The organism is Salmonella sp. 5800 (assembly GCF_046558195.1).
Taxonomy (GTDB): Bacteria; Pseudomonadota; Gammaproteobacteria; order Enterobacterales; family Enterobacteriaceae; genus Salmonella; species Salmonella enterica.
The window spans coordinates 13,837-32,527 of record NZ_JBGDOX010000011.1 but is presented as its reverse complement, the minus strand read 5'-3'; the positions used below and the strand labels follow the sequence as shown (position 1 = coordinate 32,527).

The 18,691-nt window shown below is 54.2% G+C and carries 20 protein-coding genes; 6 read left to right on the top strand and 14 right to left on the bottom strand.

The annotated features are described in order from the left end of the window. Positions 1 to 79 precede the first annotated feature (79 nt). On the top strand, positions 80 to 1,081 hold the full coding sequence (gene flk / locus ACLJZ5_RS18365; RefSeq protein ID WP_000553395.1) for a flagella biosynthesis regulator Flk: 1,002 nt from the start codon (positions 80 to 82) through the stop codon (positions 1,079 to 1,081). Here flk and ACLJZ5_RS18360 read toward each other — a convergent pair. Both ACLJZ5_RS18360 and ACLJZ5_RS18355 read right to left on the bottom strand, forming a co-directional pair. Next, a complete protein-coding gene (locus ACLJZ5_RS18360; protein ID WP_000127730.1) occupies positions 1,078 to 2,256 on the bottom strand; it encodes an MFS transporter in 1,179 nt (392 codons plus the stop codon). The two genes, flk and ACLJZ5_RS18360, sit on opposite strands and share 4 nt — an antisense overlap. A gap of 178 nt (positions 2,257 to 2,434) precedes the next feature. After that, a complete protein-coding gene (locus tag ACLJZ5_RS18355) occupies positions 2,435 to 2,809 on the bottom strand; it encodes a hypothetical protein (protein ID WP_001051266.1) in 375 nt (124 codons plus the stop codon). Positions 2,810 to 2,981: 172 nt separating this feature from the next. Here ACLJZ5_RS18355 and ACLJZ5_RS18350 point away from each other — a divergent pair, with 172 nt between their 5' ends. From ACLJZ5_RS18350 to ACLJZ5_RS18340, 3 genes are all read left to right on the top strand, one after another. After that, entirely contained in the window at positions 2,982 to 3,230 is a 249-nt protein-coding gene (locus ACLJZ5_RS18350; protein WP_000433429.1) for a transcriptional regulator, read from the top strand. A gap of 168 nt (positions 3,231 to 3,398) precedes the next feature. Then, positions 3,399 to 3,767: an NlpC/P60 family protein gene (locus ACLJZ5_RS18345; RefSeq protein WP_000118256.1), complete on the top strand. Its 369-nt coding sequence runs from the start codon at positions 3,399 to 3,401 to the stop codon at positions 3,765 to 3,767. Further along, on the top strand, positions 3,767 to 4,285 hold the full coding sequence (locus tag ACLJZ5_RS18340) for a YbjP/YqhG family protein (RefSeq protein ID WP_410959001.1): 519 nt from the start codon (positions 3,767 to 3,769) through the stop codon (positions 4,283 to 4,285). The genes ACLJZ5_RS18345 and ACLJZ5_RS18340 overlap by 1 nt, the downstream gene beginning before the upstream one ends. Positions 4,286 to 4,351: 66 nt before the next feature. Here ACLJZ5_RS18340 and ACLJZ5_RS18335 read toward each other — a convergent pair whose 3' ends face one another. Then, entirely contained in the window at positions 4,352 to 5,008 is a 657-nt protein-coding gene (locus ACLJZ5_RS18335) for a CPBP family intramembrane glutamic endopeptidase (RefSeq protein WP_024798140.1), read from the bottom strand. 97 nt (positions 5,009 to 5,105) lie between these two features. Then, positions 5,106 to 6,320, bottom strand: coding sequence for a beta-ketoacyl-ACP synthase I (gene fabB / locus ACLJZ5_RS18330; protein WP_024798139.1), 1,215 nt, complete (start codon positions 6,318 to 6,320; stop codon positions 5,106 to 5,108). A gap of 159 nt (positions 6,321 to 6,479) precedes the next feature. Between fabB and mnmC the strand changes: the two genes are divergently transcribed. Beyond that, positions 6,480 to 8,480, top strand: coding sequence for a bifunctional tRNA (5-methylaminomethyl-2-thiouridine)(34)-methyltransferase MnmD/FAD-dependent 5-carboxymethylaminomethyl-2-thiouridine(34) oxidoreductase MnmC (gene mnmC / locus ACLJZ5_RS18325; RefSeq protein WP_024798138.1), 2,001 nt, complete (start codon positions 6,480 to 6,482; stop codon positions 8,478 to 8,480). Positions 8,481 to 8,531: 51 nt separating this feature from the next. Here mnmC and ACLJZ5_RS18320 read toward each other — a convergent pair whose 3' ends face one another. From ACLJZ5_RS18320 to prmB, 6 genes are read right to left on the bottom strand one after another with little or no spacing between them, the layout of a single operon-like run. After that, positions 8,532 to 8,807 carry a YfcL family protein gene (locus ACLJZ5_RS18320; RefSeq protein ID WP_000559749.1) on the bottom strand — a complete coding sequence of 92 codons (276 nt, stop codon included), beginning with the start codon at positions 8,805 to 8,807 and terminating at the stop codon, positions 8,532 to 8,534. 32 nt (positions 8,808 to 8,839) lie between these two features. Then, complete coding sequence (locus ACLJZ5_RS18315) at positions 8,840 to 9,388, bottom strand: elongation factor P hydroxylase (protein ID WP_001089211.1); 549 nt, start codon at positions 9,386 to 9,388, stop codon at positions 8,840 to 8,842. After that, positions 9,388 to 10,197, bottom strand: a complete 810-nt coding sequence (locus ACLJZ5_RS18310) for a sulfite exporter TauE/SafE family protein (protein WP_000368599.1) — start codon at positions 10,195 to 10,197, stop codon at positions 9,388 to 9,390. The genes ACLJZ5_RS18315 and ACLJZ5_RS18310 overlap by 1 nt, the downstream gene beginning before the upstream one ends. Beyond that, complete coding sequence (mepA, locus tag ACLJZ5_RS18305; protein ID WP_023206598.1) at positions 10,197 to 11,021, bottom strand: penicillin-insensitive murein endopeptidase; 825 nt, start codon at positions 11,019 to 11,021, stop codon at positions 10,197 to 10,199. Before mepA ends, ACLJZ5_RS18310 begins: the two co-directional genes overlap by 1 nt. 3 nt (positions 11,022 to 11,024) lie before the next feature. After that, positions 11,025 to 12,110, bottom strand: a complete 1,086-nt coding sequence (aroC, locus tag ACLJZ5_RS18300; RefSeq protein ID WP_000918457.1) for a chorismate synthase — start codon at positions 12,108 to 12,110, stop codon at positions 11,025 to 11,027. A 35-nt stretch (positions 12,111 to 12,145) separates the two neighbouring features. Further along, positions 12,146 to 13,078 (bottom strand): 50S ribosomal protein L3 N(5)-glutamine methyltransferase, encoded by a 933-nt coding sequence (gene prmB, locus ACLJZ5_RS18295; protein WP_001542329.1) that lies wholly within the window; start codon positions 13,076 to 13,078, stop codon positions 12,146 to 12,148. Between the two features lie 165 nt (positions 13,079 to 13,243). Here prmB and smrB point away from each other — a divergent pair, with 165 nt between their 5' ends. Continuing rightward, the gene (smrB, locus tag ACLJZ5_RS18290) at positions 13,244 to 13,795 is read left to right on the top strand and encodes an endonuclease SmrB (protein ID WP_000730794.1); all 552 of its coding nucleotides are present in this window, start codon (positions 13,244 to 13,246) and stop codon (positions 13,793 to 13,795) included. A gap of 99 nt (positions 13,796 to 13,894) precedes the next feature. On the opposite strand, the gene sixA is transcribed toward smrB, so the two are convergent. The 4 genes from sixA to ACLJZ5_RS18270 all read right to left on the bottom strand — a co-directional run bounded on the left by sixA (position 13,895) and on the right by ACLJZ5_RS18270 (position 18,507). Next, complete coding sequence (gene sixA / locus ACLJZ5_RS18285; protein WP_410959000.1) at positions 13,895 to 14,380, bottom strand: phosphohistidine phosphatase SixA; 486 nt, start codon at positions 14,378 to 14,380, stop codon at positions 13,895 to 13,897. Positions 14,381 to 14,588: 208 nt separating this feature from the next. Next, complete coding sequence (fadJ, locus tag ACLJZ5_RS18280) at positions 14,589 to 16,736, bottom strand: fatty acid oxidation complex subunit alpha FadJ (RefSeq protein ID WP_000214145.1); 2,148 nt, start codon at positions 16,734 to 16,736, stop codon at positions 14,589 to 14,591. Then, positions 16,736 to 18,046 (bottom strand): acetyl-CoA C-acyltransferase FadI, encoded by a 1,311-nt coding sequence (gene fadI, locus ACLJZ5_RS18275; RefSeq protein ID WP_410958999.1) that lies wholly within the window; start codon positions 18,044 to 18,046, stop codon positions 16,736 to 16,738. The genes fadJ and fadI overlap by 1 nt, the downstream gene beginning before the upstream one ends. 176 nt (positions 18,047 to 18,222) lie before the next feature. Beyond that, a complete protein-coding gene (locus tag ACLJZ5_RS18270; protein ID WP_024798136.1) occupies positions 18,223 to 18,507 on the bottom strand; it encodes a YfcZ/YiiS family protein in 285 nt (94 codons plus the stop codon). Positions 18,508 to 18,691 lie beyond the last annotated feature (184 nt).

Sequence of the window (18,691 nt, the reverse complement as noted above, 5' to 3'; positions counted from 1 at the left end):
AGAGTTAACCGGACAAGTGTGCCATAATCTGGCCGCCAGGCATATATTGCTCAGATTTATGGTTAAAGGATAATTAATTATGCATCCCATCTCCGGCGCCCCTGCACAGCCTCCAGGCGAAGGGCGTAATCCTCTTTCCGCTGCGAGCGAGCAGCCGCTTTCCATGCAACAGCGTACGGTACTGGAAAGGCTGATCACGCGCCTGATTTCACTGACCCAGCAGCAAAGCGCGGAAGTATGGGCCGGAATGAAACACGATCTGGGGATAAAAAATGACGCGCCGCTACTGTCGCGCCACTTCCCCGCCGCTGAACAGAATCTTACCCAGCGTCTGGGCGTAGCGCAGCAAAATCACGCCAATCGTCAGGTACTTTCACAGCTAACAGAGCTGCTTGGCGTCGGGAATAATCGTCAGGCCGTCAGCGATTTTATCCGTCAGCAATACGGTCAAACCGCGCTTAGCCAGCTTACGCCCGATCAACTCAAAAACGTGCTGACGCTCCTGCAACAGGGGCAGCTTTCCATTCCGCAGCCGCAGCAACGTCCGGCAACGGATCGGCCATTATTGCCTGCTGAACATAATACGTTGAATCAGTTGGTGACGAAGCTGGCGGCCGCGACCGGCGAGTCAAACAAACTTATCTGGCAATCAATGCTGGAACTCTCCGGCGTGAAAAGCGGCGAGCTCATTCCGGCAAAACAGTTTACCCATCTGGCAACATGGCTACAGGCGCGGCAGACGCTGTCACTACAACACGCGCCTACGCTACATACGCTGCAAGCTGCGTTAAAACAACCGCTGGAACCGGACGAACTCACAGCGATCAAAGAGTATGCCCAACACACCTATCAAATTCAGCCGCAAACGGTGCTGACCACCGCCCAGGTGCAGGATTTACTTAACCATATTTTCCTGCGTCGCGTAGAGCGAGAGGCGGATGAGCTTGAACCGCTCTCTATTCAACCCATCTACCGCCCGTTCGCGCCGATGATTGAAACCGTGAAAAATCTGTCTGCGCGGCCAGGCCTGTTGTTTATCGCGCTAATAATTGTACTGGCGCTTTTCTGGCTGGTTTCTTAACCACGCCGGAACGATAATATCGTCACCAGGATGCCAACCACCGCGGAGATCGCTCCCGCGAGGAATACGGAAGGATAGCCGCATGACGTGGCCAGCACGCCCGCCAGCGGGCCGGTAACGCCGTAGGAGATATCCTGAAATGCGGCGTAACCGCCGAGCGCCGTACCGCGTACCTGAGAAGGTACGCGTTTCACAACCTCCACGCCCAGCGCCGGGAAAATCAATGAACACCCTGCCCCGGTGAGCGCCGCGCCTACCAGCGCTATCCAGGCCGTCGGCGCCAGCCACAAGAGCAGCAGTCCTGCCGTCTCAACCAGCAATGAGACAACGGCGACCTTCACGCCGCCAAAGCGGTCCGGCATCCAACCGAACAATATGCGCATCAGTACAAACGCACCGCCAAACGCGGTCAGGGTGAATCCCGCCATCGTCCAGCCATTGCTGACAAAATAAAGTGAAATAAACGTACCGATGACGGCAAAGCCCACGCCCTGCAATGCCAGACCCAGACCCGGTTTCCAGATAAGCCCGACCACGCTCCACAGTGAAGGTCGCTCCCCCGTATACGCAGGCACTTTACGCACGGTGCCGTTGAATGCCCAGGCCAGCAGCGGTAAAACCATCGTCGTCCCCGCCAGCGCCGCGAAGCCAAAGTGGCTATGGATCAGCAAGCCCAACGGCGCACCGGCCGCCAGCGCGCCGTAAATCGCCATTCCGTTCCACGACATCACCTTACCGGAACGCGTTGGGCCAACCAGCCCCAGTCCCCAGGTCAGGGTTCCGGTCAGCAGCTGGCTTTCGCCAAATCCGAGGATCAAACGCCCGACAATAAGCAGCGCGAATTTTACCGGCGCGGAAACCGGCAACAGCGCGGCCAGGAGCCAGGCGGCGCCCGCCAGCCCGCAGGCAAACATCCCCTGTAACGCCGATCGTTTAGCGCCATATTGATCCGCCAGCCGTCCGGCATAGCCGCGCGTCAGTACCGTCGCAAAAAACTGAATGCCCACGGCGATCCCAACCATCGTATTGCTATAGCCCAGTTCGTGATGGACAAAAAGCGGGATGACGGGTAACGGCAGGCCGACCGTCATATAGGTCAGGAAAACCGCAAAGGCGATGCGGAACAGCGAAAAATTCGCAGACGGGGTCGTTGTTTTTTGGCTAACTGCTGTCATGCATTACTCCAGAATGCAGAGTAAGGCGGGGAAAGGCCACGCCCCCTCTACCTGAACGTCAGGATTAAGGTGCGTTGGATAACGTTAAACGCTTACGCATTATCGGAAGGATAATGTAGAAAGTGAAGTCTGCCTGTGAGACGCGAAACTTGTCAACCTTGAAATTGCAGCCAGGCTATCAACGTGGCGGCGTGTCATCAAACAGAAAGGGAAAGACCGCTTTCATCCCTCTCACCTTAAACCGTCCGGTCACCTGCTTGCGCTGTTCTGGCGTCAGTAACCTGAACATCATCTCCCAGATATCTTCAGGCTCCGCTTCCTGTAAGGAAATGGGTTCTGGCGTCGGTTCCTCTCCGCTGTCGTCAAGATAACGATGAACATAAAGAGGGAAAACAGATATATGAAACTCCTCGGCCTTTGATTTAACACGCTTACGCCTGACACCCTCTTTCCCTTCGCTGTACTTATACAAACGTTCGCGAACCGCAGGCTCGCTTCCCGGAAACCCCGGCAAGCCAAGACATTCCTTAACCGTGAACCATTCCTTTGCCATCGGTTTCTTTCCTTTCCTTTGATGAAATAAAAATATTTCTTCTTTTGCGCGAAATTTTGCTTTCTTTCTGGCACTATTCTTAGAGTGAAAAAGAAAGTAACTTTCTTTTTCTCACGCTAATTTTCACTTTAAAAATATCGGTGCCGATAACACATCTTCTTAGGATTACAGAATGGAACCAAAAAGCCAAGACTGGCATCGTGCAGATATTAAAAGTGCACTGGAAAAAAGAGGTATTACGCTCAGAGATCTTTCTCGTCAGGCCGGTTTATCACCTGATTCACTGCGCAATGTCTTTACCCGCTCCTGGCCGAGAGCCGAACGGATTATTGCGGACGCGCTTGGCATCACGCCGCAGGAGATCTGGCCGTCGCGCTATGGCGATATGCAAATAAAAAATGATGCCAATACCGCAGAATAATAATTAATGTTGAATAAATTGGCCCTAACTTATCAACCTCAACAATTAATAAATATTTAAACTTATTCTATTGGAAATAGTAATAGCACTATTTGTCATGCTTCCCGAATCAAATACTGTTAAAGCATTACGTCGTTGCTATTACGTATTTTATTAACAGGAATCATTATGAGTTGGGATAAAAGAATGGCGGTTAATTATGCCAAAACGCATGCAGGTTCTCATTCTCAAGGCCGGTGTGCGGAATTTACCCGAAAGGCAATTCAGGCGGGCGGTATCACGCTGGGGCATACATATCATGCGAAAGATTATGGCCCAATGTTAAGAAGCGCCGGATTCACCGCTATTGGTACCTATGAAATGCCGCGCGAGGGTGACGTCATCATTATTCAACCTTACGCTGGCGGAAACCCGAGTGGTCACATGGCGATATATGATGGCACAGAGTGGTATTCAGATTTTAAACAACGCGATATGTGGGCCGGCCCGGGCTACCGGGCAGCCAGGCCCTCATATACCATCTACAGGAAGAATTAATGAAAACGTTCTCCCTTGTCGCGCTTATCCTGTTGCTTTGTAGTTGCTCTGCGCCTCAACACGACAGTACGCAGGCCGTGAAGCAGTTCTATACCTCATGGATGACGACGTTCACGAACGATGTGAATCCCCCTGACGACACCACCGCCTTAATGCAACGTTACGTCGCTAAAGAGGTTATTCATCGCCTGGCGCTAATACAGTCCCTTTATGAACAGGAGATTGTGGGGGCTGATTATTTTATGTATGCGCAGGACTATGCGCCAGAGTGGATTCCACAGTTACGGGTTGGGAAGGCACACCCTTTCCTCGGCGGAGAAAAAGTGGATATTCTGTTGGCTACAGAGTCAACGCCCATCCACCTGGAAGTTTATACCCGTTGGGAAGAGGGACGCTGGAAAATTTACCGCGTTCGGGATGCTGATAAGGGTTATGAACAGCCGATTTATGACGCAGGCGCCATCACCCAAGCTGAGGCCTGGTCAGCGAAAGTCGCGCCGGAATATAAGAAGCATTAAAAAAGGGAACCGCCATCGGTCTCTTGTTCGTACCGGAGAGGTCAAAGCGCCTCTTGCATCAGGCGCTTATTCCGTCGCTGAAAACAGTAAGCCGAAAATAACCCAGGCATTATTTAAAACATGAAGTATTATCGGTATCATTAACCCACGACTTCTCATTCGAACAACGCATAATATAGATGAGAAAACAAACAGATAAACAAAAGTCACCGCAAAGAGATATTGTGTATGCATAAATGCAAAAGCGAGTGAGGTAATAATAATACCGGAAACTCTTGAGTACCGACCCCAACCGATACTGCTGTTTAATAAAAACCCTCTGAATATAATTTCCTCCGCCACAGGAGCCAGAAAGCACATCGCCAGCGTGTTAAGAAATTTATGAAGAAAAAATTGCCTTGATAACTCGGCCATCCAGGGTTCCGGGCCACTAAAAGCATTGTAGAGAACGGTAAGGCACACCAGGGCCAGCGCCGGAACAAAACATTCCACAAATGATAAGCGGCCCAATGATAAAAATGGATAATACTTTGAATAAATACTCCAGGCGGCAATCGCATAGACAAAAACAATACTATATATAAAAGGCGCAGCCAGACCTGCCAAATAAAGCCAGGCATAGGAAGGCGAAAATGAGGCAAAAACAAAAATGCCAAGCAAACCAAATAAAACAGCCACGCAACTCAAACTATGCCTAATTTTATCTAATGTATTAGTTGGCATTTATAGAATATCCATATATTTTGTTGTTCCCTGAATGAAAAAACAGGTCGCATTAGCGACCTGTTTCATTATTGATACTACAACGTAATAGTCAGGCTTACAACTTACGCATCACCAGCGTGGCGTTGGTGCCGCCAAAACCGAAGCTGTTAGACATTACGGTGGTCAGTTCACGCTCGGTCGTTTCGGTCACGATGTTCAGGCCCGCAGCCTGCTCATCCAGCTCTTCGATGTTGATACTCGGCGCGATAAAACCGTGCTCCAGCATCAGCAGAGAATAGATAGCTTCCTGCACGCCTGCGGCACCCAGCGAGTGGCCGGTCATCGCTTTGGTTGCAGAAATTGCCGGGCTGTTATTGCCAAACACTTCACGGATTGCACCCAGTTCTTTCACGTCGCCTACCGGAGTAGAGGTACCGTGAGAGTTCAGGTAGTCGATCGGCGTGTCTACGCCGTGCATCGCCATCTGCATGCAACGTACTGCGCCTTCACCAGACGGAGCAACCATGTCTGCGCCATCGGATGTTGCGCCGTAACCGACGATTTCCGCATAGATATGCGCGCCGCGCGCCAGAGCGTGTTCCAGCTCTTCGACAACAACCATACCGCCACCGCCTGCGATGACAAACCCATCACGGTGCGCATCATAGGTACGGGACGCTTTTTCAGGCGTATCGTTATATTTGGTGGACAGTGCGCCCATCGCATCGAACTCACAGGCCATTTCCCAGCACAGCTCTTCGCCGCCGCCAGCAAAAACGATGTCCTGTTTGCCCAGTTGGATCTGTTCAACCGCATTGCCGATACAGTGTGCGGAGGTCGCGCAAGCGGAGCTAATGGAGTAGTTCACGCCATAAATTTTAAACGGCGTAGCGAGGCAGGCGGAAACGCCGGATGCCATTGCTTTCGTCACCACATACGGGCCCACGGCTTTCAGACCACGCGGGCTACGCATGGCGTCTGCGCCAAAGACCTGGAATTTCGGGGAGCCGCCGCCGGAACCTGCAATCAGGCCGACACGCGGGTTATTCTGATAAACTTCCGGCGCCAGACCGGCGTCGGCCACTGCCTGCTCCATAGACAGATAAGCATAGATGGAGGCGTCGCTCATAAAGCGCACGACTTTGCGGTCAATGAGGCCAGTGGTATCCAGTTTTACGTTGCCCCATACCTGGCTACGCATGCCGGCGTCCTTCAGCTCCTGAGAGAAAGTGATCCCTGAACGTCCTTCACGCAGAGATGCCAGGACTTCCTGCTGGTTATTACCGATGCTGGAAACGATGCCCAGGCCAGTAATCACTGCACGTTTCATTCAATACCTCTGTAATTCGCACTATTTTTAAGTTTCGATTGGCACAATAGCGTACACTTGTACGCCGAACAAGTCCGATCAGCCATTTAGTACGGAAATTTGCGCCGTCAGGCACACATCGTTAAGATCGCGATACCGCCCGTCAGACGAGTAACTTACGTGAAACAATACGCCATACAACCCGCCACACTCGAATTTAACGCTGAGGGTACACCTGTTTCCCGAGATTTTGATGATGTCTATTTTTCTAATGACAATGGACTCGAAGAGACACGCTACGTTTTTCTTGGCGGCAATCGTCTTGCGGAGCGATTTCCCGTACATTCACATCCATTATTTATAGTCGCGGAAAGCGGTTTTGGCACCGGACTCAACTTCCTGACGCTGTGGCAGGCGTTTGACAGCTTTCGTTCTGCGCACCCACAGGCGACGTTGCAAAGGTTACATTTCATCAGTTTTGAGAAATTCCCGTTAACGCGCGGCGATCTGGCGCTGGCGCACCAACACTGGCCGGAGCTCGCGCCCTGGGCAGAGCAGCTGCAGGCGCAATGGCCGCTGCCGCTCCCGGGATGCCATCGCCTATTGCTGGATCGGGGCCGGGTGACGCTGGATTTGTGGTTTGGCGATATTAATGAATTGACCGACCAACTGGACGCCACGCTGAATCAAACAGTCGACGCCTGGTTCCTCGACGGTTTTGCCCCGGCGAAAAATCCGGATATGTGGACGCCAAACCTGTTTAACGCGATGGCGCGGCTGGCGCGGCCCGGCGCAACGCTGGCGACGTTTACCTCGGCGGGTTTCGTTCGTCGGGGATTACAGGAAGCCGGTTTTACCATGCAAAAACGCAAAGGCTTCGGACGTAAACGCGAGATGCTTTGCGGAGTGATGGAACAACACCTCATGCCGACCCTTTCCGCGCCCTGGTTTTACCGCAGCGGAAGCGAAAAACGTGAAACGGCAATCATTGGCGGCGGCATCGCCAGCGCGCTGTTATCACTGGCGTTACTGCGTCGCGGCTGGCAGGTGACGCTCTATTGCGCGGACGACCAGCCCGCCCAGGGCGCCTCCGGTAATCGACAGGGCGCGCTTTATCCGCTCCTTAGCAAACATGACGCCGCCATTAATCGCTTTTTCCCGACCGCATTCACCTTTGCCCGTCGCCTGTATGATGCCCTGCCCGTCTCTTTTGATCATGACTGGTGCGGCGTGACGCAGCTCGGATGGGATGAGAAAAGCCAGCAGAAAATTGCCCAGATGCTGTCCCTGGCGCTGCCCGCCGGACTGGCCTCGGCGCTCAATGCCGAAGAGGCGGAACAGGCGGTTGGCGTGACGACACGCTGCGGAGGAATTACCTATCCGGCAGGCGGCTGGCTGTGCCCGGAACAATTAACTCGCGCAGTCATCGCACTGGCGACCGAACAGGGTTTACAAACGCGCTTTCGCCATACGCTCACGTCGCTCGTTGCGCAGGAGTCGCGCTGGCAACTGCGCTTTACGTCAGGTGAAACCGCCAGCCATGAGACCGTCGTCCTGGCGAACGGCCATCAGATTAACCGTTTTGATCAGACCCGGCCGCTGCCGGTGTATGCCGTCGGGGGGCAGGTCAGTCATATTCCCACCACCCCCGCCCTCTCGGCGTTGCGTCAGGTGTTATGCTACGACGGCTATCTGACGCCGCAAAATCCGCATAATCAGCAGCACTGTATTGGCGCCAGCTATCACCGGGGCGACGAAAGCACCGTCTGGCGCGAAGAAGATCAGCGTCAGAACCGACAGCGTCTGCTTGACTGTTTTCCGGATGCGAAATGGGCCACAGAGGTTGACGTTAGCGGCAACAGCGCCCGTTGCGGCGTGCGTTGCGCCACCCGCGATCATCTGCCGATGGTGGGCAATGTCCCGGATTACCACGCCACGCTGACGCATTACGCCGATTTAGCCGATAATAAAACGTCGGCGGCGTCTGCGCCTGTGTATCCGGGTTTATTTATGCTCGGCGCGCTGGGATCGCGCGGTTTGTGCTCAGCGCCATTATGCGCAGAAATTCTGGCGGCGCAGATGAGTAACGAGCCGATTCCACTGGATGCCAGTACGCTGGCGGCGTTAAATCCGAATCGGTTATGGGTGAGAAAGTTATTGAAGGGAAAAGCGGTGAAGTAATGGGCCAGTCAATAGCGGAAGGCGGCAAGCGTCGCCTTCCGGCCCACGGCGTTATTGTTTTGCCTTGTCGAACAAATTGTCCCACATGGCTTTGACTAACGCCTGATCGCGCGGCGACAGTTCACCGGCGCCGATCGCTTTTTCCAGACTTTGGCTAACGTTGGCATAGACCGCCTCGACGGAGTGGTCATCACCGCTCTCCAGCTCGGCAATGGCTAACGTCAGGTGGCCACGCAGGTATCCACTGGCAAAAAGCTCATCGTCGCTGGCGTGCTCTACCATATCGTCAATTAATGCCAGAATGCGTGATTCAAACTCCGCGATCATCTTCTTTCCTCATTGTAAACGTGGCGCTGGCTTTAATTAAGCGCTTCCGGCCACGGGAACTGTTCCGCCTTAAGTTCGGGCGTGTGATAGTAATTCTGTAGCGCTTTGATGAAGCGGGCCGGACGTTCAGGAATGCCCTGCTCCAGATACGCCATTACCTGCGCATGAACCCGGCGCTGAAACGCCACGCGATCCGGCTCAATATCGCCTTCCAGATTGTCGCAACTGACGTTAAAGGGATACCCCGCCGCCACGCAAAACAACCAGTCGAAAGCCTGTGGCTTCACCTCCACGTCTTCAAATTGACTTTGGGTCTGCGCGTCGCGTCCGTCCGGGCAGTACCAGTAACCAAAGTCAACCAGTTCACGGCGCGCCTTGCCGGCGATACACCAGTGAGAAATCTCATGCAGCGCGCTGGCGTAAAACCCATGCGCAAAGACGATGCGGTGGTACGGTACCTGCGCGTCAGCAGGAAGATAGATCGGTTCGTCGTCGCCTTTAATCAGACGGGTATTAAATTCTTCGGCAAAGCAGCCGTTAAAAATCTCAATTAACTGTTCGTAATGGTGCGTACTGTTCATTAATTCATCCCCAACCAGTGGAGGATCTCCTGTCCGTGGCTATCATAAAGTAACCTGGCGCTCATTACCGCCGAGACAATAACGATCATCGGTCTGATAAGCTTTTGGCCTTTGCTCAACACTAGACGCGACCCCATTCGCGCCCCTAAAAACTGACCAACCAGCATCACAAAGCCCGTCGCCCAGATCACTTTGCCGCCGATGATAAATAACAGCAGGCCGCCAACGTTGGAGGTAGCGTTAAGCACTTTGGCATGTGCCGTGGATTTCGCCAGGTTATAGCCACATAAGGTGACAAACGCCAGAGCGTAAAACGACCCGGCGGCAGGCCCGAAAAAACCGTCGTAAAACCCGACGCATCCCCCGGCTATCAGCGCGAACGGTAATCCATACAGGCGGCGCTGGCGATCTTCCTCGCCCAGCTTCGGCATCAATAAAAAATAGAGGCCGATGAAAATCACCAGGATGGGCAAGATCTGGCGCAAAATATCCGCCTGCACGTGCTGCACCAGCAGCGCGCCGCTCATCGAGCCAATGAACGTCATCAGAATATTGAGCTTTTGCTCGGCCAGGTTTACCACTTTACGGCGAATAAAATAGAGCGAAGACGAGAGGGAGCCGCCGCACGCCTGTAATTTATTGGTCGCCAGCGCATTTGCCGGCGACATCCCGGCGGCCATCAGCGCAGGGATAGTGAGCAGCCCTCCGCCCCCGGCGATAGAATCAATAAATCCTGCCAGTACGGCGACAAAAAACAGCACCACCAGCAGCAGCGGGGAGACCATAAACAGATCATAAAAATTGTCCATCAGAGTACATGCTCATCCAGTAGCGCCTGGCAGGAAGGCGGCAGCGGCGGCGGTGTCTTCTTCTCAGGCTTTGTGGTGCCAGGTTTTGGCGGTTCGAACCAGCTTTGCAGTTCAGCGCCGCATCCATCGCCCGGCGGGGGTAAAGGTTGATCTTCGCACTCCAGGCTGTCGGCAGGGCAGCGTAAACGCACGTGCATATGCGCGCGATGCTGGAACCAGGGGCGTACTTTACGTAGCCAGTCACGATCGTTTCCGGCATCGAGGCAAAGCTGTTGTTTAATAGCCGGATTGACGAAAATACGGGTGACGTCATTGTCTTGTGCCGCCAGTTTGATCAGACTGGCGATATCCGACGACCAGCGCGATGGCACGACATGTTTACCGTCGCGGGACACCAGATCTAACGCCTGCGGGCGCAATAGCTGCGCCTGGCTCCAGCGCGTTTTCGGCAACTGCAAGAAAATATCCACATCAAGCCCGGTCTGATGACTGGCGTGTCCGCCATTAAAGCGGCCTCCGGCAGGCATCCCCATGTCGCCTATCAGGACGGTTCCGAGCCCCCGTTGCTGCACCTGATGACTCAACCGCTGGATAAACATGACCAGATCCGGGTGGCCGAAATAACGGCGCTGATCGGTGCGCATCACCTGATAATTATCGGACTGTACCGGCAACGTGTCGGCGCCAATGATGCATCCGTTGGCAAAGCTACCGATAGACTGGGCGGCGCCGGGGACAGGATGGGTTATTTTCTGCCACGGCGTCGCCGCCAGGCTGGCGCTACTGACAAACCATGCCAGCAGCGCAATCGCGGTTTTTTTCATTTCTTACCAGCGTGGAATCTCTGTCTTTACATCCGCATTCTGTGCCCGATGGCGCAGCAGGTGATCCATCAGCACGATCGCCAGCATGGCTTCTGCGATCGGCACTGCGCGAATCCCCACACACGGATCGTGGCGCCCTTTGGTGATCATCTCGACTTCTTCACCCATCCGGTTGATCGTACGTCCCGGCACGGTAATGCTGGAGGTAGGTTTCAGCGCCATATGCGCCACAATGTGTTGCCCGCTACTGATGCCACCGAGGATGCCGCCAGCGTGGTTGCTCTGAAAACCCTGCGCCGTGATTTCATCGCGATTCTGGCTGCCGCGCAGCGCCACCACGTTAAATCCTTCGCCGATCTCCACGCCTTTCACCGCATTGATGCTCATCAGCGCATGGGCGATGTCCGCATCCAGTCGGTCAAACACCGGTTCGCCAAGCCCTGCCGGCACGCCGCTCGCCATCACCGTCACTTTCGCGCCGATGGAGTCGCCCTCTTTTTTCAGCGCGCGCATCAGTTCGTCCAGCGCGTCAAGTTTGTCCGCATCGGGACAAAAGAACGGATTAAGCTCAACCTGACGCCAGTCTTTAATCTCCAGCGGAATGTCGCCCATCTGGGTCAGGCAGCCGCGGATTTCGATACCGAACTTTTCCGCCAGGTATTTCTTGGCGATCGCCCCTGCCGCTACGCGCATCGCGGTTTCACGCGCGGAAGAACGTCCACCGCCACGGTAATCGCGCAGGCCGTATTTCTGCTCATAGGTGTAATCCGCGTGTCCCGGACGAAAAACATCTTTAATCGCGCTGTAGTCCTGCGAGCGCTGATCGGTGTTTTCAATCAGCAGGCCAATGCTGGTGCCGGTCGTCACGCCATCAAACACGCCGGAGAGAATTTTTACCTGATCCGGTTCGCGGCGCTGGGTAGTATAGCGCGAGGTGCCGGGGCGGCGTCTGTCGAGATCGTGCTGCAGATCGGCCTCCGTCAACGGGATGCCGGGCGGCACGCCATCGACGATACACCCAAGCGCCAGCCCGTGTGATTCGCCGAAAGTGGTTACGCGAAAGAGTTGTCCAATTGTGTTTCCTGCCATCACGGCTCCGTTATCGTTGTTGTCGTTTGCGTGTTTTAATCTTTATAAATATTGAAATGTTCACGGGCCGCGAGCAACTGCGCTTTGGTCAACATAAAGACGCCATCGCCGCCGTTGTCAAACTCCAGCCAGGTGAACGGCACATCCGGATACTGCTCCATCAGATGTACCATGCTGTTTCCGACTTCACAAATCAGAACGCCGTCATCGGACAGATAATCCGGCGCATTTCCCAGGATACGACGGGTCAATTTGAGGCCGTCAGTGCCGGACGCCAGCCCCAGCTCAGGTTCGTGGCGATATTCGTTCGGCAGATCGGACATATCCTCCGCATCGACATAAGGCGGGTTAGTGACAATCAGATCGTACTGAACTTTCGGCAGATCGCGGAACAGATCGGAACGGATTGGCGTCACGTGATGGATAAGACCGTGTTCTTCAATGTTATGCTCGGCGACAGCCAGCGCATCCGGCGAAATATCGACCGCATCAACCTCTGCGTCCGGGAAAGCATAAGCACAGGCGATGGCGATGCAGCCACTACCGGTACACATATCCAGAATATATTTCGGCTGTTGGCTAATAAGGCCGGCGAAGTGGTTATTAATCAGCTCGCCAATGGGCGAACGCGGCACCAGCACGCGCTCATCGACATAAAATTCGTGGCCGCAGAACCAGGCTTTATTGGTCAGGTAGGCGACCGGGATACGCTCGTTAATGCGACGAATCACTCGCTCGACAATGCGGTGTTTTTCGCTGGACGTCAGCCGCGCGGTCCGCATATCTTCCGGAATATCCAGCGGCAGATAAAGAGACGGCAACACCAGTTGTACCGCTTCATCCCACGGGTTATCGGTACCGTGTCCATACCAGATATTCGCCGCGCTAAAGCGGCTTACCGCCCAGCGCAACATGTCCTGAATGGTATGCAGTTCACTTACTGCTTCATCGACGAAAATTTTATCCACATATTCCTCCAGGGCATGCTCGCATTAAATTCGGCGGCTAGTTTGCCACGAAGACAGGGATAAATCAGCATTGACGCGGCGGGAGAATACGAAAAATCCGTTTTGACCGTTCGGATATCCTCCGGGTCGGGTAAACTAAGGCAAAAGATCAGACGAGACCCACGAATGAAAAAGAAAACATCGCTCAGCGAGGAGGACCAGGCGCTGTTCCGTCAGCTGATGGTCGGCACCCGAAAGATTAAACAGGATACTATCGTCCATCGGCCGCTGCGCAAGAAAATCACGGAAGTCCCTACCCGAAGGTTAATTCAGGAACAGGCGGACGCCAGCCACTATTTTTCCGATGAGTTCCAGCCGCTGCTCAATACGGAAGGGCCGGTAAAGTATGTCCGTGAAGATGTCAGCCATTTCGAGCTAAAAAAAATGCGCCGCGGCGACTATTCGCCGGAACTGTTTCTGGATCTACACGGCTTAACGCAGCTTCAGGCCAAGCAGGAACTGGGGGCGCTGATTGCCGCCTGCCGTCGGGAACATATTTTTTGCGCCTGCGTCATGCATGGACACGGTAAACATATTCTGAAACAGCAAACGCCGTTATGGCTGGCGCAGCATCCGCATGTGATGGCCTTTCATCAGGCGCCGAAAGAGTACGGCGGCGACGCCGCGCTGCTGGTGTTGATTGAAGTGGAAGAGTGGCAACCGCCCGAATTACCCTGATGCGGAATTGCCGGATGGCGGCGCAAGCGCCTTATCCAGCCTACGAACAGCCAACGCTGTCGTAGGCCTGATAAGCGAAGCGCCATCAGGCAGCAAAGATTAAATCGCTTTCGCCATTTTCAGATTGCAGGGACTCATTTGCCAGTTGAATGTCCCCTTGCCGCTTTCATCAAGCGTAACGTTGGCAATTGCGGACGTCGTGAACATCGGCGGCGTTTCGCCCGGACAAAGCTCAGATACCAGGTATCCGACCAGAGGTAAGTGAGAAATCACCAGCACCGATCCGATCTCTTCATTGGCCAGCGCCTGGAGGTAGGCGCTGACCAGACCGACATCGCCACAGGGCGTTAGCTCCGGCAGGACATCCACCTGAGCCGGCAGATTCATACAATTGCCGACCACATCTAACGTCTGTTCGGCCCGAAGAAACGGACTCACCAGAACACGTTCGATATCCACTTTTTGACCTTTCAGCCAGTTCGCCATCAGGCGAGACTCGTCACACCCACAAGGGGTCAAGGGACGAACCGAATCACTGGCGGCATCGAGGGCTGCGTCGCCGTGACGCATGATAAAAACTTGCATATTGCACCGCTTTTGTTAACCAGTTTCACCAACACGCTTACCACATGCCCCTATTGGCTGCGGCAAAAATGCGGTGGCCGGCATTGTGCCTTATCCATTCACTGAATGAAACGCTGTTTTTTACCTCAATGGCGTAAGTATAGTCAATCCTTGATTATTATTTCGCCACTAAGGAGGCATTCAGTGCGGATTCATATTCTCTTTGACCTCAATTTCCCTGGTCAGTTTCCCCATTCGTCCAGAAATGCTCCCTGCGCTCCGCCATGCGCACTAATTGTTCACAAGGCGCGTAACGAGGACCGTAAAGTGCGGCCAGGCGCTGTAATGTCGCCACCATTTCACCCGGCCCGAGAGCATCCATATAGCGGAACGGGCCACCGAGAAACGGCGGAAAACCGATACCAAACACGGCACCAATATCGCCATCGCGCGCGCTGCGAATCACTTTTTCGTCGAAACAGCGCGCCGCTTCGTTAAGCATTAACATGACACAGCGCTCTGCCACCTGCTGCGCAGACAGTCGACTCTGCCCTTGCACGCCAATAAGCTTATAAATAGCAGGGTCAACCTGTTTTTTGCTTTTACGCCCTTTTTCGCCATAAAGATAGAAACCGCGACCATTTTTTCTACCTTTGCGATCGTCATTCAAAATTGAAGCGACAACATTTGCAGGCGCGCTAAAACGTTCTCCATACGCCGCCTCAAGCACAGGAATAATTTTAGTGCCCGTGTCGATTCCTACCTCATCCAAAAGTTGGATTGGCCCCACCGGAAAACCAAATTTTACCAGGGCGGCGTCAATATGTTCGACGCGTTCGCCTTCAGTCAGCATCCGAATCGCCTCATTGATATACGGCGCAAGAATTCGGTTAACATAAAACCCGGCTTTATCACTGACGACTATCGGGGTTTTACCCTGTTTTTTCGCCAGCTTAACGGTCGTGGCGATGGTCTGCGCGGAAGTAGACGCATGAGGAATAACCTCAACCAGCGGCATTTTTTCGACCGGGCTAAAAAAGTGCAATCCAATCACCTGTTCCGGTCTGGCCGCATTCGCCGCAATATCGCCAATCGGCAGGGAAGAAGTATTGGAGGCAAAAATGGTGTGAGCAGCGCAATTTTGCTCCACTTCCGCCACCATCTGTTGTTTTAACGGCAGATCTTCAAACACCGCTTCAATGACCAGATCACGATGACTGAAACCACGGTAATCGGTAGAACCTGATATCAACGCCAACTGTTTATCGCGTTCGCTGGCTTTGATATGGCGGCGGCGTACTTTTGTTTCAAGCAGATCCCAGCTGTATTTCAGAGCATGATTGATCCCCTGAGTATTTATATCCTTAATTCGTACTGGCAAACCGCCTTTACAGGCCGTAACCCAGGCGATACCGCCGCCCATTAACCCGCCGCCTAAGATGCCCACGCTGTTCAGCGGGCCGGGCGGCGCATCGCTACCGGGATCTTTTTTCACCTCGGTACTGGCAAAGAAAACAGCGCGCAGCGCCTGCGATTGAGGCGTCATCGCCAGCTCGCCGAAAGCGCGCGCTTCCGCGTCATAGCCGCTACTGCTGCCCTGCGCCAGTCCGGTTTCAATCACATCAATGATCCGCTCCGTCGCCGGATAATTACCCTGCGTTTTTTGCGCTGTCTTTTTACGCACCAGGCGAAATAACAGCGCGCGCCCCAGCGGCCCCGCCAGGATACGTTCCCGGACCGGCAATGTCCGTTGCGCCAGGCGTTCTTTTTTAGCCAGCTCGACAGCCGCTTCCAGTAAAATAGTTTGCGGCACCACATCATCAACCAGCCCGGCTTTAAGCGCCTGTCTGGCGCGAAGCTGTTTACCTGTCAGGATCATATCCAGCGCGGTACTGACCCCCACCAGCCGTGGAAGTCGCTGCGTTCCGCCCGATCCCGGTAAAAGCCCTAACTGTACCTCCGGCAGTCCGAGAACGGTTTTAACGTCGTCGGTACAGATACGCCGATGGCAGGCCAGCGCCATTTCAAGACCGCCCCCCAGACAGGCGCCATGAATGGCGGCGATAACCGGAACAGGCAACGCCTGGATCTCCGCCATCAGTTGTTGCCCCTGACGCGCCAGCGTTTCCGCTTCCTGCGCGTTTTGGCAGTGACCTATCATGTTGATATCAGCGCCAGCAATAAAGTTATCTGCTTTGGCTGAGATAAAAACAACGCCCTGCAACGCTTTGTTTTCCCGGATTTGCTTCAGAATGGCGCGTACCTGCGCGGCAAACTCCGCTTTCAGGGTGTTCACCTTTTCTCCAGGGACATCAATAGCGACAACCGCGACATTATCCAGACGCACGTTAAGCATAAAAGCTGATGTGGTAGTCATTATTCCGCCTCCAGAACCATCGCCGCGCCAAGACCGCCAGCCGCGCAGGCTGTGACCAGGCCAAAACCTCCGCCCCGACGCCGTAACTCATGCAACGTTTGGGTTATCATCCGTGCGCCCGTTGCGGCAAAAGGATGCCCGTAGGCGATTGAGCCGCCGAGCACGTTGAATTTAGCGTCATCCACCTCCCCTGTCGCCTGCGCACGACCAAGCACCTCACGGGCAAATCGTTCGCTGCCCAGCAGTTGTAAGTTCGCCAGAGTCTGAGCGGCAAACGCTTCATGCATGTCAAAAAGCGTCAGATCGGCCATCGTCAACCCGGCCCGCTCCAGCGCCAGCGGCGTTGACCAGGCCGGCCCCAATAGCATGTCCTGCCAGACATCAATAGCGGTAAAGGCGTAGCTGCGCAGATAACCAAGCGGGCGCAGCCCCAGCTCTTTAGCGCGGGATTCGGTCATCAGAATAACGGCGGCAGCGCCGTCGGTCAGCGGTGTACTATTGGCGGCGGTCACAGAGCCATGTTTTCGGTCAAAAGCGGGACGCAGTTTGGCGTAGTCCACCAGCGTGGAGGTGCCGCGAATGTTGTTGTCTTCTGCAAAGGGGTTTTTATACGGCGGCACATAGGTCGTCATCACTTCTTCCGCCAGTTTGCCCTCCGCCCATGCCTGCGCGGCGCGCTGATGTGAACGATGCGCCAGCGCGTCCTGCTGTTCACGCGTAATACCATACGTTTTCGCCATCTGTTCGGCGGTATCGCCCATGCGCAGACCGGTGGAATACTCAGCAACGGCGGGAGGAACGGGCAGCAGGTCGCGTAAGCGCAGACGAGAAAAAAGCGTCAGCCGTTGGCGGGTCGTCCGGGCTTTATTGACATCAACCAGTACCCGCGCCAGGGCTTTACTCACGCCTATTGGCAGTACCGACGACGAATCCGCGCCGCCAGCGATACCGGCGCGTATCGCGCCGGCCATCAGGCTTTCCGCCACATTCGCTACCGCCTGAAAACTGGTGGCGCAGGCGCGGCTTACGCTATAGGCATCGGTATGAACATTCATCCCCGTACCCAGCACAATTTCGCGCGCAATGTTGGGCGCTTCCGGCATTTGTACTACCTGACCAAAAACCAGTTGCTCAATGGCATCGGCTGGAATTTCACTGCGCGCCAGCAGCTCGCCTACCACCATCTTGCCGAGATCAACAGCGGGAATACCATGAAATGCAGTGGCCTGACGAGCGAAGGGGGTTCGTAACCCACTGACAATAGCAATGCGATCGCCCTGGCGGGTGACCAACGGTAAAGCCTGACGCATAGTACTCCCCTGTAAAAAATAAATTAGTGGTCTGACCTGATCACAGTCTTAACCAATTTTTTACATTTAGCCAAGCAGAGAGAAAAGAAAGTGGGAGCTAAGGCACAGTGAAGGGAAGCGACAAAAAAAGAAAACGCCTCCGCCAGATGATGACGGAGGCGTCGTGAATGAACGGATTAACGCAGGCCGAGCTGGAAGATCAGCGTTTCTGCTTCGCAGGCGAAAACAAAATCAATATCCAGACGAACGCCTTCGGATTCCTCGGTAAAGGTTGGCGTAATTTGGCAAGGTTCAGACTCCACGCTACGCGCTTTTTCGGTTAACGCCGCCAGCGTCTCTTCAGCCTCTGCGCGGATAGCGAATACGCGGCTGTATGACGCGGTGCAATCGGAGTTGTCCATGATGGTTCCAACGTCCATACAGCAGCAAACCGGGGTTTCATCAGCACTGCATTTACTCATTGTAGATTTCCTCTGTATTTGCACCCAGGGTGCCAGATAAACGATGGGGATATTTTACGCTCCCGGCATTCGCCTCTCCAGTCGTTAATGGTGGGAAACGCGTTAAGTGACCGAAATCACACTTAAAAATGATCTAAAACAAAAATCGCGCGATCGGGAGACCGTTAAGCCCGCCGATTTTGCC

Coding starts and splice junctions, on each gene's coding strand:
- flk (WP_000553395.1), top strand. CDS start 80: ATGCATCCCATCTCCGGCGCCCCTGCACAGCCTCCAGGCGAAGGGCGT.
- ACLJZ5_RS18360 (WP_000127730.1), bottom strand. CDS start 2,256: ATGACAGCAGTTAGCCAAAAAACAACGACCCCGTCTGCGAATTTTTCG.
- ACLJZ5_RS18355 (WP_001051266.1), bottom strand. CDS start 2,809: ATGGCAAAGGAATGGTTCACGGTTAAGGAATGTCTTGGCTTGCCGGGG.
- ACLJZ5_RS18350 (WP_000433429.1), top strand. CDS start 2,982: ATGGAACCAAAAAGCCAAGACTGGCATCGTGCAGATATTAAAAGTGCA.
- ACLJZ5_RS18345 (WP_000118256.1), top strand. CDS start 3,399: ATGAGTTGGGATAAAAGAATGGCGGTTAATTATGCCAAAACGCATGCA.
- ACLJZ5_RS18340 (WP_410959001.1), top strand. CDS start 3,767: ATGAAAACGTTCTCCCTTGTCGCGCTTATCCTGTTGCTTTGTAGTTGC.
- ACLJZ5_RS18335 (WP_024798140.1), bottom strand. CDS start 5,008: ATGCCAACTAATACATTAGATAAAATTAGGCATAGTTTGAGTTGCGTG.
- fabB (WP_024798139.1), bottom strand. CDS start 6,320: ATGAAACGTGCAGTGATTACTGGCCTGGGCATCGTTTCCAGCATCGGT.
- ACLJZ5_RS18320 (WP_000559749.1), bottom strand. CDS start 8,807: ATGATCGCGGAGTTTGAATCACGCATTCTGGCATTAATTGACGATATG.
- ACLJZ5_RS18315 (WP_001089211.1), bottom strand. CDS start 9,388: ATGAACAGTACGCACCATTACGAACAGTTAATTGAGATTTTTAACGGC.
- ACLJZ5_RS18310 (WP_000368599.1), bottom strand. CDS start 10,197: ATGGACAATTTTTATGATCTGTTTATGGTCTCCCCGCTGCTGCTGGTG.
- mepA (WP_023206598.1), bottom strand. CDS start 11,021: ATGAAAAAAACCGCGATTGCGCTGCTGGCATGGTTTGTCAGTAGCGCC.
- aroC (WP_000918457.1), bottom strand. CDS start 12,110: ATGGCAGGAAACACAATTGGACAACTCTTTCGCGTAACCACTTTCGGC.
- smrB (WP_000730794.1), top strand. CDS start 13,244: ATGAAAAAGAAAACATCGCTCAGCGAGGAGGACCAGGCGCTGTTCCGT.
- sixA (WP_410959000.1), bottom strand. CDS start 14,380: ATGCAAGTTTTTATCATGCGTCACGGCGACGCAGCCCTCGATGCCGCC.
- fadJ (WP_000214145.1), bottom strand. CDS start 16,736: ATGACTACCACATCAGCTTTTATGCTTAACGTGCGTCTGGATAATGTC.
- fadI (WP_410958999.1), bottom strand. CDS start 18,046: ATGCGTCAGGCTTTACCGTTGGTCACCCGCCAGGGCGATCGCATTGCT.
- ACLJZ5_RS18270 (WP_024798136.1), bottom strand. CDS start 18,507: ATGAGTAAATGCAGTGCTGATGAAACCCCGGTTTGCTGCTGTATGGAC.